Source organism: Terrabacter lapilli (assembly GCF_039531305.1).
In the GTDB taxonomy this organism is placed as follows: domain Bacteria; phylum Actinomycetota; class Actinomycetes; order Actinomycetales; family Dermatophilaceae; genus Terrabacter; species Terrabacter lapilli.
The window spans coordinates 20,358-33,922 of the sequence record NZ_BAAAPU010000004.1 but is presented as its reverse complement, the minus strand read 5'-3'; the positions used below and the strand labels follow the sequence as shown (position 1 = coordinate 33,922).

The following is a 13,565-nucleotide window of genomic DNA, read 5'->3' as shown; positions in this document are numbered from 1 at the left end:
GCAGGTTTCGTCACCGCCGTCGGGCGATGGTGAGTCCGTCGAAGGCTGTCAGGACCACGGCTTCGACGCGAGCGTCCGAGGCGACCACGTCGTTGAAGGCACGCAGGGCGGTGGTGTCGGCGTCGGCTGCCTCCGGGTCGGTGATCCGGCCGCTCCACAGGACATTGTCCGCAAGCAGTAGGCCGCCGGGTCGCACGCGCGGGACCAGCTCTGCCCAGTAGGCGGCATACGACGGCTTGTCCGCGTCGATGAAGACCAGGTCGACATCTTGCGCCGCCGGTAGGGAGCGCAAGGTGTCGATCGCCGGCGCGATCCGCAGGTCGATCCGGTCAGCCAGACCAGCGGCAGCCCACGCGCGTTGGCCGATCGCGGTCCACTCGACGCTGACATCGCAACACAGGAGTGAACCGCCCTCAGCCAGACCCCGAGCGATGCACAGGCTCGAGTAGCCGGTGAACGTTCCAACCTCGACGGCTCGGCGGGCACCGATCAGACGGGCGAGCATCGTGAGCAGCTGGCCTTGGTCGTCGCCGATCTGCATGCCTGCCGCGTCCCCCAGTTCCGCTGTCTGCACCTTCAGCTCGTGCACCACAGGGTCTGGGCGCCAGGACCCGTGAGTCACGGCGTAGGAGCGGATCTCGTCCGTCACCGGGAAGCTGCGCATTCTCGGACGCTACGCCTCCCGCCGCGCGGTGCGGGCGTCTTCACCGACGTTCCCAGGCCGGAACTGGGCCGACCGTGACGACGTCTCCAAGCCCTGTTGGTCATCAACCAGCGGTGGAGCGGTGTGCAGGTAGCCGTCGGGTTCAGCTCTTGTGGCGTGCTTTCGCTCGTACACCTCGGCTCGTCCTCCCCTGACGATCTTGTCCGGCGGTGGGTGCACCCCGACTACTGGGCCCCGGGCGCTGGCCGTGAGGGTAGTGACTCGGGGCGGGCACCTGACTGAGCCGCCGTTGCAGCACTCGGGGCAGCCACCAGGCGCGTTCGCCGAGCAGCTCGAGGACGGCTGGGGCCAGGAACAGCCGGACGACGGTGACGTCGATGAGCACAGCGGTCGCAAGGCCCAGCCCGATCATCCGCACCTCGGTCTCGCTCGTGAAGGTGAAGCCGAGGAAGACCAGCGTCATGATCGCCCCGGCCGTCGTGATGAGGCTCGCGGTACGACCGACGCCGATCGGTACGGCCTCGCGCGCCGGCGTCCCGGTGGCGCGCTCCTCGCGGATCGCTGAGAGCAGGAAGACGTTGTAGTCCATGCTCAGCCCGAAGAGGATGGCGAACATCAGCATCGGGACGAACGAGACGACCGGCTGCTCGTTGACACCCAGCAGACTGGTGCCCAAGCCGGTCTGGAAGGCCAGCGTCACGACGCCGTAGGCCGCGCCGATGGACAGCAGGTTGAGCCCGGCGCTGACCAAAGACAGCACGAGCGACCGGAAGGCGAAGGTCAGCAGCACGAGCGAGAGCCCTACGACCACGACGATGAGGAGCACGAGACTCCCGGACACTTTGCTCGCGAGGTCGTCGAAGGTCGCGGTCTGTCCGCCGACGTGTGCCGTGACGCCGCTGTCGGCCAGGGCGGAAGGTAGGACGTCCTCGCGCAGGGTCTGTACGAGCTCGCTCGTCGCGTCGGATTGAGGTGCTGTGGTCGGGATGACGGTGACCACCGCAGTGTCACCGGCCGGGTTCGTCTGCGCCGGGGCCACTGCCGCGACGCCTTGCGTGCGCGCGAGCCGCTCGGTGACCGTGCGCGTGCTGGCCGCCGGGTCGGACGTGTCGCGCAGGTCGAGCGCGACGAGGAGGGGCCCGTTGAACCCAGAGCCGAAGCCCTCGGCGAGCCGGTCGTACGCGATCCGCATCGTGTCGCCTGCGGGCCGGTTGCCATCGTCCGGCTGGCCCAGCTGCAGCCCGAGCGCCGGCGAAGCGAGGCCGAGGAGCAGGACGGTCGACACTACAGCGGTGCTCCAGGGGCGAGCAGCGACCCACCGTGCGAGGCGCCGGGCCCGACGGCCCTCGGACCCGTGCGCGGAGGCGCGGTCAGTGCCGGAAGGGGCGGTGCGCTCGGCCTTGGGCAGGACGCGGCGTCCGGCGAGTCGCAGGGCCGCTGGGACGACGGTCACGGTGGTGAGCGCGGCGACGGCCACCACGATGGCGGCCGCGAGCCCCATCCGGCCGATGATCGTGATGCCCGTGACATAGAGGCCGCAGATGGAGACCACGACGATGGCGCCGGCGGTGACGACGGCCGTGCCGGTGGTGCTGTTGGCCCGGGCTGCTGCCGTCACCACGTCGTCGCCCGCACGCAGCCGGCTCCGGAACCGCGCGACGAGGAACAGCCCGTAGTCCACGCCGGCTCCGAGGCCAAGCATGATGGCGATCGTGGGTGCGACGGTGGGGATGTCGACGACCCCGGACACGGCTGCAAGGACCGTGTTGCCCAGTGCGAGCCCCAGCAGCGCTGAACCCACTGTCACGAAGGTCGCGACGAGCGAACGGAAGAGCAGCGTCACGAGCACGAGCGCTGCCAGGAGACCGATGACCTCCCCGAGCGGGACCGGCCGCTCCCGCCACCGGTCGACGACCGGGCCGCGCATGCTGGCGTCAACCCCGGCCGGCTTCACGGGTGCGACGGCGGACTCGAGCCGCTGGAGGTGGCCCGCCGTGAGGTCTGCCGCCTTCTTGGCGTAGAGCACCGTCGCGTACCCGGTCCGGCCGTCGGCCGAGAGCTGCACCGGGGCGACGGACTCGACGTCGGGCTGACGTGCGACGGTGGCCACCGCGGTGCCGACCGGGCTGTCGGCGGCGGTGTCGAGCCGACCGGTGGTGTGGAACACGAGCGTCGCGGTGTCTCCCGCGGCGGCAGGGAACCGCTCGGTCAGCAGGTCCGAGGCCTGCTGCGAGTCGGTGTCGCCGAGGCGGACCTCGTCGGTGAACCCGGCTCCGAGGCCGCCGGCGACGCCTCCCACGACCAGTAGCGCGAGCACGAAACCCGCCAACGCCCGCCACGGGTGGCTGGCCGCCCCGCGGCCCAATCGTCCCAGCAACGTCGTCATGGCTCCTCCTCGCCTCGCGCTTTCAATCAATTGATTGAAGCAAATGTTTGAGACGCACGGCAAGCGCTGGCATGATGGCCGCATGAGCTCGTCGACCGCCGCCCGCCTGCGGGCCGCCACCGAGGACCTGCTGCTCGAGCAGGGGCAGGCCGCGACGACGCTGCGCGACATCACCGAACGGGCCGGCGCCAACGTCGCCGCGGTCGGTTACCACTTCGGGAGCAAGGACGCCCTCGTGTCGCTGGTCTACGGGGACGCGCTGCGCGAGGTGTCCGAGGTCCAGCGCCGTCGCCTCGACGAGCTACCCGAAGGCGCCCCCTTGGAGGACCTCGTGCGGATCTGGCTCGCACCGGCGCTCGACCCGGCGACCGAAGGGTCCCGCGTTGCCCGGCTGTGGGGTCTCATCCAGCGTGGCATGGTGGAGCGTTCACCCGGTCTCCTCGAGAACCTGGGGTCGGTCCGCGACCTCGTGGACGCCCACCTCGTCGACCGGCTCGCGGCCGCGCTGCCCCACCTCGGCCGCGAGGAGCTGATGCTGCGTCACAACGCCGTACTGGGGGCCGTCGGCGCCTTCGCGTCCGGCAGCCTCTCGCCCGTCGCAGGCCCGCCCTGCGCCGAGTCCGTGGCGATGCTCGTCGCGTGGGTCGTCGGCGGGCTCCAGGCCCCGGCGGCCTCCGACACCCAGCCTGAGGATCGTCGGGCCCGTCCGAGGTAGCAGCACCTCGCCCCCCATCCGGCCCTGCAGCTCTACGACGGCGCGTCCTCACCGGCTTCGGTGGCATCCAGGCAGCCGAGTCAAGTCGTCGGGGCGGCCGCGGACTGGGCAGCGACGTACTCGGCCGACTCTGTCTGGAGGGGCGAGCATCCGTTGGGGCATCTGATCGCAGACGACCATGTGCAGGCCGCGGCGGACGTCGGAATCCGCTGCGGACGAGACGTCCGAATCCGCCGCGGAGGGCGGGCTCTGCCGAAGCTCGTTGGCGTTGGAGGCCGGCCAGTCTCGAGGATCTTCCCTCGTCGGGGCGAGCTGCTGGTCGGGCCCGACCGTCCTGAAACGTCCCCTGTAGGCGATCAACCGGGCCTGAGGGCTCGCAATCGGAGGTGTTCTGCCGGGACTGAGGACCGACACTTTTGAGGTCGTGACCCCGACCACGTCCCGCGCTCTACGCGAACCCCGGCATCGGGGAACGCGACCGTGCCAGCCGACGCCGTCACCGTGACCGCCCCCACCGGCGACGCCTTGACCGTCATCCCGACCACCGAGACCGTCCAGGTCACCGGCGCCGACGGCAAAACCTGGACCGAGGTCGCCCACTTCGCCATCGGCACGTCCGGCGTCTTCTCCGTCAAGGTCCCGTCCGAGGGCTCCCTCGTCGCCGTCGCACCGGCGAAGTCGACCGCAGGCAAGGCCGTCGCCTGGATCGTCGCGATCGGCGTGGGAGCAGTCCTCGCCATCATCGGCCTCATCCTCGTCGTCGCCGCCCGCCGGCGGTACTCGCCGCGCTAGCAGGCCGGGCATCAGTCGGTCCTGGTGGTGTCAGCGCTCGTCGAGCATGACCTCGACGGAGTAGGCCTGGCTCACGACCAGAGTGACCGCACGTTCGAACGCACGCACGTGCCCCTGACCCGGTGACCCCGACCCCGCGGTGCGTGACTTCGTCCGCCGAGCTGGCCCTTACATCCCTCCCGCTTGGAGTCGACCAGGGCCGCCCCGGCGGATGCGCTCGAGGGGGTAGGCCCTGTCGGTGCGTGGGCGTGCGGCACAGTGAGGGCTGCGGCGAACCACGAGGGGCTGGTGCCGTCAAAGGGAGAGCTCGGGAGGAGGCGAAGCAGGTGCGCGAGGACGCGAGCGTGATGCACGTCGACGCCGACTCGTTCTTCGCCTCGGTGGAGACCCGGCACAAGCCGTCGCTGGCCGGCACACCGGTTCTGGTCGGCGGGACCGGTCCTCGAGGGGTGGTTGCGACCGCCAGCTACGAGGCGCGCGCCTTCGGGTGCCGGTCGGCGATGCCGATGTCCCAGGCGCGGGTCCTGTGCCCGGGCGCGACCGTGCTCACGCCGCGGTTCCCCGCCTACGCCGCGCACAGCGCCCTCATCATGGACACGTTGCGGCAGCTGTCACCGCTGGTGCAGCCGGTCAGCCTCGACGAGGCGTTCGTCGACCTGGCCGCGGGCCCGTTCGCAGCCGACCCGGTCATGGCCGCTGACCTCGCACGCCGGCTCATCTACAACCGGTCCGGCCTGGTGGTTTCCGTCGGGCTGGGACGCTCGAAGCTCATCGCGAAACTGGCCTCCGACGCGGACAAGCCACACGGGTTCACCGTCGTGCCCGGTGAGGACGAGGACGAGTTCCTCATGCCCAAGCCAGTGGGCGCCTTGTGGGGTGTCGGCCCGGCCACGGAGGCGACCCTGCGCACGCTGGGCATCCGCACGGTCGCCGACCTGCGCGCGGCAGGTCGGGAGGACCTGGTGCGCGTTCTCGGAGACGCGGCGGGGTGGAACCTGTACCGGCTCGCGCGCGGGGATGACCCACGCCCGGTCGTCGTGGAGCGCGAGGCCAAGAGTGTCGGTGCGGAACGGACCTATGCCCAGGACCTGCTCCGGTGGGAGCTGCCGGGTGCACTCGAGGACGTCCTGGCGCGGACGCTACGCCGGCTCGCGCGCCACGGCGGTGGCGCCCGGACGGTCACGGTCAAGGTCCGCCTGTCCGACTTCACCACGCTGACCCGTTCGGTCACGCTGGCCCACCCGACGGCCGAGGCTGACCAGCTCCGGGACGCAGCCACTGCGGCGCTCACCGCGGCCAACCCGGTCGAGCCGGTCCGCCTGCTCGGTGTGTCCCTGTCCGGGCTGACCCACTGGGCCCAGCTGCGTCTGCCGGAGGCCGAAGCCGGCGGCCCTGCTGTCGATGGCCTCAACGCCCTGGGCGTCCTCACGGGGACGCCCTTCGCCGCCGGGGAGCCGGACGCTGCGGTCCCGAAGGTGGAAGAGAATCACGTCCCCGGCGCGACCATCGAGGGCGCAGGCCTGCTTCCCGAGGACGAGGAGCCGGACGACGCAGATGAGGAGCTCCTGCCGACACCGCTGACTCTGCACTCTGTGGCAGTCGGGCTGGACGTCTCGCACCCAGACCACGGTGCGGGCTGGGTGATGCGGTCCGAGGACGGCGTGGTCATTGTCCGGTTTGAAGGCCCGGGCACCCCGCCTGGACCGGAGCGCACGTTCGACATCCGTCGCGAGCTGTTGATGCGGGTGAGCCCGCCGGAGCCGTGCCCCCCACTACGGCTGGCATCACTGGCCAACCTGGGTGAGGTCGAGACGATCACCGCGATGCTGCTGTCGAACTGGGCAACTCCCCCGGCACCTTGACTGCGCCTGCCTCGCGAGGCGGCTGCCCGATGTCGTGGACCGGCGCCTCGTCGCCGACGCGCGAACGGCCGACACGGGTCCGGGAGGGCGACCTCTTCGGCCGCCCTGAGCCGGTCATCCCGGCGGCACGCAACGCGACGACGTCCCGGTTCGTCGAGGTGTGGATCGTCTCGACGCGGCCCGTGCTGTCAGCGGCGCGGACCTCCAGCGGCTCGAGCCGGTGGAAGAGCACGAGACGGAGCCGGGCCACCTCGTCGGCGAGCCGGTAGTACGCGTACGACTCGGGCCCGGGCCAGTCGGGCCACCCACAGGGGCAAGCCGGACCTTGACCGCGTCCAGGATGGCGCCGCACGCGTCCGCGTGCACACGCCCCGAGAACAGGCTGTTCGTGAGGAGCTCCGTTGAGCACCCCCTGCGCGGTCGTTGCTGCCGCGCTCTTGCAGGTTTGTGCACCTCGGGTTGTGGCTGACCAATATGTTCAATACGTTCCCCCCGTCGGCGCTGGTGCGTCGACGGCTGAACGGTTGGGTCTGATCACGTGAGGTGTTTGGGCCGTCAGGGGCAACACGGCTGGCGCGCGTCGAAAGCTGACCAATTGGGGATCCCGCTGTCAGTCCTCTTCCTACTGAAAGAGGAGTTCTCATGCGCAAGAAATCTCGCGCCGCCGCTGTCGGGACGACCGCAGTGGCTTCGATTCTTCTCGGGGCTGGGTTGGCGATGGCCGCCACTTCCGGGACGTTCAACCTCGCCGTCTCCGGTGCTTCGGCCAGTGGCTCGTACTACTACGACGTGCATCCCTCGGGCACCAGCTACACAGGCACCGGCATTCAATACGTCGGAACGCTGAGGAACACCGGCACGACGGATGCGCAGAGCGCCTATTTCTACGCGCAGGTGGAGGGGTACGGCTACAGCCAGCTGGCCAAGGCGGCCCCCCGCACCAACGCATCCTTCAACAGGGTTCTCTACGACGGGGCAGCCCGGTACGTGCGATACAGCAAGGCGCAGGTCTGCCGCGACCGAACGGTTCTCGGGCAGTCCTGCCAAGTCGGCACCTACAACCGCTGACGTCGCCTGTGCCCGAGTCCCTCTTGGCCGCCGTGGACCTTCATGTCAGCTACGGCGTCAACGCCGCTCTCGCCGGCATGGGCTTTGCTGCCCATGCCGGCGAGGCGGTGGCCATAGTCGGCCCCTCTGGGTCCGGCAAGAGCACCCTGTTGCGTAGCTTGGCGGGTTTGCAGGCGCCCACCAGCGGAGTGGTTCATTTCATGGGCCGCGACCTCTACCGGCTGAGCGACAAGCAGCGCAGCCAGATCCGGTTGACTCGGTTCGGGTTCGTGTTCCAGTCCTCGGAGCTCATTTCGGAGCTCAGTCTGCTGGAGAACATCGCGTTACCGGTCGAGCTCAACGGGCGTCGCCGCCGGGAATCCCTGCGGATGGCGCAGTCATGGACTGAACGACTCGGCATAGCCGAGGCCGCCCGACGCAGACCTGCCACCGTTTCCGGCGGCCAACGCCAGCGCGCTGCCATCGCCAGGGCGATGGCCACAAGGCCCGCCGTCGTCTTCGCGGATGAACCCACTGGGGCACTGGACAGCGCTAACCGTGACCATGTGTTGCGGTTGCTGATCGAATCCTGCGCTTCCGAGGGATCCCTGTTGGTGTTGGTGACCCATGACGCGGTAGCCGCGTCAGCGGCTGACAGAGTCGTCGAGGTCGTCGACGGCCACGAGGCGCCGGTCGCTGTCTCTGTGGGCGCGCCGCGTTGACCTCGAATCTGCGCCTCGCGGCGAGATTGGTCCGCGGCGCTGGAGCATCAGACCTCACCCGGCTGCTGACGATGGCCGTTGGTGTCGCCCTGTCGGTGGCTGCCCTCCTGGTCGCCGTCACGGTGCCGCGCGCCCTCGGCTCCGGCGCCGACCGCGAGGCATCGCGAATGCCCGTTTGGGGCGACGCCTCTAGCAAGACCGCTCACTTCGAGGTCGCCACCACCCAGACCGCGACCACCCAAGGCATCTGGGCCCAGATCCGTCTCAGCGGCGGGGACTCCTCGTCCCCGATCCCGCCCGGCCTCACAGCGCTCCCAGCACCCGGTCACTCCAAGGTCTCACCCGCTCTACTGCGACTTCTTGCCGACGATCCACGACGAGCTCTCGCGCTGGGAGCTGTCGACGAGGGGGTGATCGCCGACGACGGGCTGGCGCGGCCCGACGAACTCGTGTCATACAGCCGCCTGTCACCAACGGGCTCGACAGCGGCACCGGCGTCGACAACGGCTCCCCCGGCGTCAGCGGCGGGGCTCACGCAGGCGACCGGCGGTGGGAGTGCCACGCCGTCAGGGCCTGGGTCGACGGTCGTCGCTTTTGGTGATCGCAGCCTCTCCGGTGGCGCCTCCAGCGCCTTGGGCCTGGAGGCGATGCTGCTCGTGGCACTGCCGGCCCTGTTGTTCTTGTCGGTGTGCGCGCGGCTCTCGGTCACGAGCCGGCGTGCTCGGCTCGCTTCGCTGCGGCTGATCGGGGTGTCGTTGGATCGGTGTGCCCGCATCTTCAGCGGTGAGCTCACTCTCGTCGCCACGCTCGGCGCACTGGCGGGCATCGGGGTTCACGTGCTCGCCACTCCTTGGCTCTCCACGGGGGTCCTTGGCGTCACCTGGTTTTCGTCGGATACCGAACTGAACCCCGGCCTGGCCGCGGCGTGCCTCCTCACGTGTGGTGTCCTGACCTCCGTCGTCGCACGACGCAGCATGTTGCGCCATCTTCGAACCGGTGAACACGTACTGCGTTCGCGACCGTGGCCCGTGTATGTCGGTGGGACTCTCGCTCTGGTGGGCGGCGCATTCCTGACGATAGTGGCGCTCAAGGTACTGGGTGCGGCTCCCGAGGATCCGGTACTCGACCCCTCAACGCACGTCCAGCTTGTCCTGGGCGCTTGCCTGTCGACCATGGTCGGTCTACTCATCGCGTTGCCGGGTCTCGTGACGCGATTCGCCCAGTGGATCTCGACCAAGGGGGTGCCCCTCAGCATTCGGCTCGGAGCACGGCAGGCGGCAACGAACGGCAGGCTCAGTGCGCGCCTGCTCGCAGCCCTCGTCGCGACCGTGATGGCTGTCGGCTTGTCCTCAGCGTTTCTGCGGTCGACCTACCTCGATGCAGTCGGCGACCCTCACACCGCAGTCCTGCACGTAGACCTCGCCGACGCCTCACCCGAACAACGTCGCGCCATCGCAGCTGACCTGCCCGCCACGTCCGAGATCTTCCTCATCGGCACCCAACGCGGGGACGGACAACAGGTGTCCATCTACGTGACATCGTGCGAGCGCTATGTCCACACATACAGCGAATCAGGGGCGCACTGTGTCCCGGGGCCAGTGCGCGTCGGACAGGACGGCGCCACCGGCACCGTTCAGGCGGGCGCAACCATCTCCATACCGCAGGTTGGCAGGTCACCGATCACCCTCCCGGCGCCCCGCGACACCATCGGCGGGGTTGGTGGGATGGCCGTCGTCATTCCGCCCGGTACAGCGCCCTGGGCCGCTACAGCCCCCAATGCCTCCATCACCGCCGTAGTGCCGACTGACGAGGCTGACGCCGTTCAAGCGCGACTCCAGCACCGCGCACCCGACGCCATCATCCAGAGAGTCACCAAAGACCCTCTGAGCCTTGCCCGTTACGTTGAGCAGTCCGCCGTTCTCCGTGGCGCCCTGACCTTGGCCTACCTGCTCTGCATCCTCACCTTCATCTTCGCCCTCGCCGAGGCCCGATGGGCAGGACGACGCACCCTCGTCGCGCAACGCGCCATCGGTGTCCCCGCCGGCGTCACCCGCCGAGCCAACATGGTTCAAGCCGCCCTTCCAGTTGTTGTCGGAACCATGTTGGCCGTCCCCGCGATCGCAGCCGCCGGCATTGCATTCCTCGCGTTCTGGGGCTCCGGCAACGCGCGCGACCTCACATTCTGGGCACCCATCACCGGCCTTGCCGCCGGAGCGGTGGGAACGACGGCTGCGGTGGGCTGGGCCATGGGACGGAGCCCTCTCGAACTGCAGCTGCTGAGCGAATAGCCGCCAACGCAGTACAGGACGAGACGTCGGCAGGGGCTCACGAACCGCCAAAGGTCCGCTCGTGCCGGGCCGGGGATGGCTAAGCATGAGTTGCGGTCGCGTCACGATTGCGGCGACCGCCGCCGCGAGGCGTCCCTCCGGCACGATGCTCGCTGCACACGGCTTGATGAGACGGGGGTACAGCCATGCGACCGACTGGAGCGCTGGTCCTGATCACCATGTGCGGCCTCGCTCTGGGCCTCGCGGGGTGTTCGTCCGAGCAGCCGTCGCCGATCCCGTCGGCGGATGAAGGCACGACGGTGGACCTCTACACCCACTGTGGCATCCGTTACGTGCAGGTCGGGGTCGACTGGTTCGAGCGAGTGGGCGGCCCCTTGGTCAGGGATGGCAACCCGCCGGCCGGCTGGAGCAATCCGAGTCAGCCTGGTCGGGTGACCGTTGCTGATGACCTGGCGACGTTCACCGATGACGCCGGGCACAAGGAGTCGTTCAAGAAGCTCGCCCAGCCGCCGTCGTCTGCGACCAACTGCGCCTGAACGTTCGAGACACACGTGGCGCGGGGCGGTCCAATTGCGCAGCAGGTCCGGGGGCGAATGGGGGCGCCGCGCACGGCGGGGCGACATCCGGGCGCGCCTGTCGCAGGGTTCACTACGACCTCGCTCGCGGGCGAGGGTCGCTAGGCGCCGCCCCGTTTCTTCGCGTTCGCGGTATTCCGGTACGCGTCGACGGCGTCCTCGACGGAGTCGAAGATGTGCTCTTCATGCAGGTGCGCCAGCACGCCCATCGCGGACAGGCTCGCACGTAGGTTCGGGTCGGTCGCTGCCAGGGCGAACGTCGCGCCGTGGGTGTGCACGAAGGTGATCAGCCCTTCGAGGGCGGCAGCGGCGGAGTAGTCGATGTCGGGGATCGACGAGCAGTCCAGGATCAGCCACGAAACCGGATCCGGGGCGCCGACGATCAGTCGTTGCACCTCGTCGGAGAACTGGTTCGCGTTGGCGTAGAAGAGGTCGGCGTCGTAGCGGAAGACGAGGAGGCCTGGCGCACTCTGCAGGCCCGGTTCGGCGCGGGCGTAGGTCTCGCGGCCGTCCCGGGTGACGCTGACCACGAACTGGCGGGGACGGTACTGGCGGCGCACCATCTCGATGACGGACAGCACGATGGCCAGGACGATGCCCTGCTCGACGCCGACGGCAAAGACAACCACGGCGGTGATCACCGCGATGTAGAACTCGCTGCGGCGGGCGGCCCACACCCGGCGCAGGCCTTCGACGTCGACGAGGTCGATCCCGATGACGAAGACGATCGCAGCCAGCACGGACTTGGGCATGTCGGTCAGGAACCCGGTCAGGAAGAGCAGGACGACGAGGACGACGCCGGCCATCGTCAGGTTGGCGACCTGCGACTTGCCGTGCTGCCCGTCGAGGATCTGGGTCTTGGTAGGGCTCCCGTTGACCACGAACGTCCCGGAGAGCCCGGCCGCGAGGTTCGCCGCGCTCAGCCCCACGAGGTCCTGGTTGATGTCGACGCGGTCGCCGTGTCGGGCACCGAAGCTTCTCGAGGTGGCCGCGCTCTGGGCGATGATCAGGACGAAGCACGAGACGGCGACCGTGACGAGGTCGGGCACGTCCGCCCAGCCGACCCCGGACGGCAGGCCGATCGGAGGGAACCCGCCCTGGACCGTCCCGATGATCGCCACGCCGTGGGTGGACGCCTGGAACGCGGCCGAGAGCGCGATGGACAGGACCACTGCGATGATGGCGCCGGGGACGGCAGGGAGGAACTTCCGGAAGCCGACGATGAGCGCCAGGGTTCCGACGGCGAAGGCCATGGTCGGCAGGTTGGTCTGCGGCAGGTGGGTCAACATGTACCACTGCTGCTCGAACCAGCCGCCGCTCCCCTTGGGGATGCCCAGCATGTCGGGGATCTGGCCGGAGAGCACCTGGATGCCGACGCCGGTGAGGAAGCCGACCAGCACCGAGGCGGACAGGAAGTCGCCCAGGAATCCCAGTCGCAACAGGCGGGCGAGGAGGAGCAAGGCCCCGCACATGAGCGCCACGAGGGAGGTCAGGGCCAGCCATTGCGGCGAGTCGGGCACCAGACCCGCGATGCCCACGGCAGCAAGCCCGGAGGCGAGGATGGCGGCCGTCGCCGAGTCGGCCCCGACCACGAGCAGCCGTGAGGAGCCCACGAGAGCGAAGGCCATTGCCGGGAACAGGATCGTGTACAGGCCGGTGACAACCGGGACACGCGCGATCGACGTGTAGCCCATCGTCTCGGGTATGGCGACGGCCGCCAGCGTCACCCCCGCGACGACATCCGGTCGAAGCCACGATCGCTGATACGCACGCAAGGCAGGCGGGACTGCTCGCCGGGCGTGATGCGCGGAGGGGTGGGGGCTGCTGTCCAGCCCGGGCCTGTTCGTCGTCATCCCCTCACCTCTTGTGCGGCGTCGTCGGCCTCACCCGTATTGGACGACGGGTGACCGGGCAGGGTCACCATCCACAAAGCATGAGACGTCCAAGCGCTGCCGTCCGTTGGTCTCGCTGGTTCGCGCGATGCCGACGCGTGGCCTGGTCGAACGGGCTACCGTCGAGGTGCGGACCCGGACGGGCCATGAGGTGGGGATGAACCATGAACCTGAAGGACTCGCTGTGTGCCGTCGAGCTGTTCTGCGAGCTGCCCGACGACCTCGTGGAGGAAATGGTCGCCCGGGGTTCGACCCTCGAGGTCGGGCCGGGCACCGTGCTGGTCCAGCAGGGCGAGCACTCGGCAGGCATGCTGATGCTGATCGAGGGGACGGCGGACGTCGAGGTGGACGGCCGCCACGTGCGGACCCTGTCGGCCGGTGACTACCTCGGGGAGATGTCCCTCATCGACGGCGCGCCGCGCTCGGCGACCGTCACGAGCGGCCCCTCGGGCGTTCGCGCCTTCCGCCTGTCGCCCGTGGCCATGACCGACCTGATGGAGCAGCATCCGCACACTGCCGTCCTGCTGCTGAAGGGTCTCGTGTCCCGGGTCCGTCAACTCGAGGCCACGGCCCGCGAGGGTGCGACCGGCTGAAGTCGAATGAGCCGTCTCGCAGGGGCCGT

Annotated in this window: 11 protein-coding genes; 8 read left to right on the top strand and 3 right to left on the bottom strand. The window is 69.5% G+C overall.

Translation table 11 applies throughout. The features are described 5' to 3' along the window. Positions 1–10: 10 nt before the first annotated feature. Together ABD241_RS06330 and ABD241_RS06325 are read right to left on the bottom strand one after the other, a co-directional pair. Positions 11–664 (bottom strand): O-methyltransferase, encoded by a 654-nt coding sequence (locus ABD241_RS06330; RefSeq protein WP_344059607.1) that lies wholly within the window; start codon positions 662–664, stop codon positions 11–13. Between the two features lie 142 nt (positions 665–806). Beyond that, positions 807–3,050 (bottom strand): MMPL family transporter, encoded by a 2,244-nt coding sequence (locus ABD241_RS06325; protein ID WP_344059605.1) that lies wholly within the window; start codon positions 3,048–3,050, stop codon positions 807–809. Positions 3,051–3,132: 82 nt separating this feature from the next. Here ABD241_RS06325 and ABD241_RS06320 point away from each other — a divergent pair, with 82 nt between their 5' ends. The 7 genes from ABD241_RS06320 (at position 3,133) to ABD241_RS06290 (ending at position 11,012) form a co-directional block, all read left to right on the top strand. Continuing rightward, a complete protein-coding gene (locus tag ABD241_RS06320; protein WP_344059603.1) occupies positions 3,133–3,765 on the top strand; it encodes a TetR/AcrR family transcriptional regulator in 633 nt (210 codons plus the stop codon). A 480-nt stretch (positions 3,766–4,245) separates the two neighbouring features. Further along, entirely contained in the window at positions 4,246–4,557 is a 312-nt protein-coding gene (locus ABD241_RS06315; protein WP_344059601.1) for a hypothetical protein, read from the top strand. Positions 4,558–4,883: 326 nt separating this feature from the next. Continuing rightward, positions 4,884–6,419 carry a DNA polymerase IV gene (locus ABD241_RS06310; RefSeq protein ID WP_344059599.1) on the top strand — a complete coding sequence of 512 codons (1,536 nt, stop codon included), beginning with the start codon at positions 4,884–4,886 and terminating at the stop codon, positions 6,417–6,419. A 642-nt stretch (positions 6,420–7,061) separates the two neighbouring features. After that, complete coding sequence (locus tag ABD241_RS06305; protein WP_344059597.1) at positions 7,062–7,487, top strand: hypothetical protein; 426 nt, start codon at positions 7,062–7,064, stop codon at positions 7,485–7,487. 32 nt (positions 7,488–7,519) lie between these two features. Further along, positions 7,520–8,188 (top strand): ABC transporter ATP-binding protein, encoded by a 669-nt coding sequence (locus ABD241_RS06300; protein WP_344059595.1) that lies wholly within the window; start codon positions 7,520–7,522, stop codon positions 8,186–8,188. 71 nt (positions 8,189–8,259) lie between these two features. Beyond that, positions 8,260–10,476, top strand: coding sequence for an ABC transporter permease family protein (locus tag ABD241_RS06295; RefSeq protein WP_344059593.1), 2,217 nt, complete (start codon positions 8,260–8,262; stop codon positions 10,474–10,476). A gap of 185 nt (positions 10,477–10,661) precedes the next feature. Further along, entirely contained in the window at positions 10,662–11,012 is a 351-nt protein-coding gene (locus tag ABD241_RS06290; RefSeq protein ID WP_344059591.1) for a hypothetical protein, read from the top strand. Between the two features lie 140 nt (positions 11,013–11,152). On the opposite strand, the gene ABD241_RS06285 is transcribed toward ABD241_RS06290, so the two are convergent. Further along, entirely contained in the window at positions 11,153–12,904 is a 1,752-nt protein-coding gene (locus ABD241_RS06285; RefSeq protein WP_344059589.1) for a SulP family inorganic anion transporter, read from the bottom strand. 203 nt (positions 12,905–13,107) lie between these two features. Here ABD241_RS06285 and ABD241_RS06280 point away from each other — a divergent pair, with 203 nt between their 5' ends. After that, positions 13,108–13,536 carry a Crp/Fnr family transcriptional regulator gene (locus ABD241_RS06280; protein ID WP_344059587.1) on the top strand — a complete coding sequence of 143 codons (429 nt, stop codon included), beginning with the start codon at positions 13,108–13,110 and terminating at the stop codon, positions 13,534–13,536. Positions 13,537–13,565: the final 29 nt, after the last annotated feature.

Coding starts and splice junctions, on each gene's coding strand:
- ABD241_RS06330 (WP_344059607.1), bottom strand. CDS start 664: ATGCGCAGCTTCCCGGTGACGGACGAGATCCGCTCCTACGCCGTGACT.
- ABD241_RS06325 (WP_344059605.1), bottom strand. CDS start 3,050: ATGACGACGTTGCTGGGACGATTGGGCCGCGGGGCGGCCAGCCACCCG.
- ABD241_RS06320 (WP_344059603.1), top strand. CDS start 3,133: ATGAGCTCGTCGACCGCCGCCCGCCTGCGGGCCGCCACCGAGGACCTG.
- ABD241_RS06305 (WP_344059597.1), top strand. CDS start 7,062: ATGCGCAAGAAATCTCGCGCCGCCGCTGTCGGGACGACCGCAGTGGCT.
- ABD241_RS06295 (WP_344059593.1), top strand. CDS start 8,260: ATGGCCGTTGGTGTCGCCCTGTCGGTGGCTGCCCTCCTGGTCGCCGTC.
- ABD241_RS06290 (WP_344059591.1), top strand. CDS start 10,662: ATGCGACCGACTGGAGCGCTGGTCCTGATCACCATGTGCGGCCTCGCT.
- ABD241_RS06285 (WP_344059589.1), bottom strand. CDS start 12,904: ATGACGACGAACAGGCCCGGGCTGGACAGCAGCCCCCACCCCTCCGCG.
- ABD241_RS06280 (WP_344059587.1), top strand. CDS start 13,108: ATGAACCTGAAGGACTCGCTGTGTGCCGTCGAGCTGTTCTGCGAGCTG.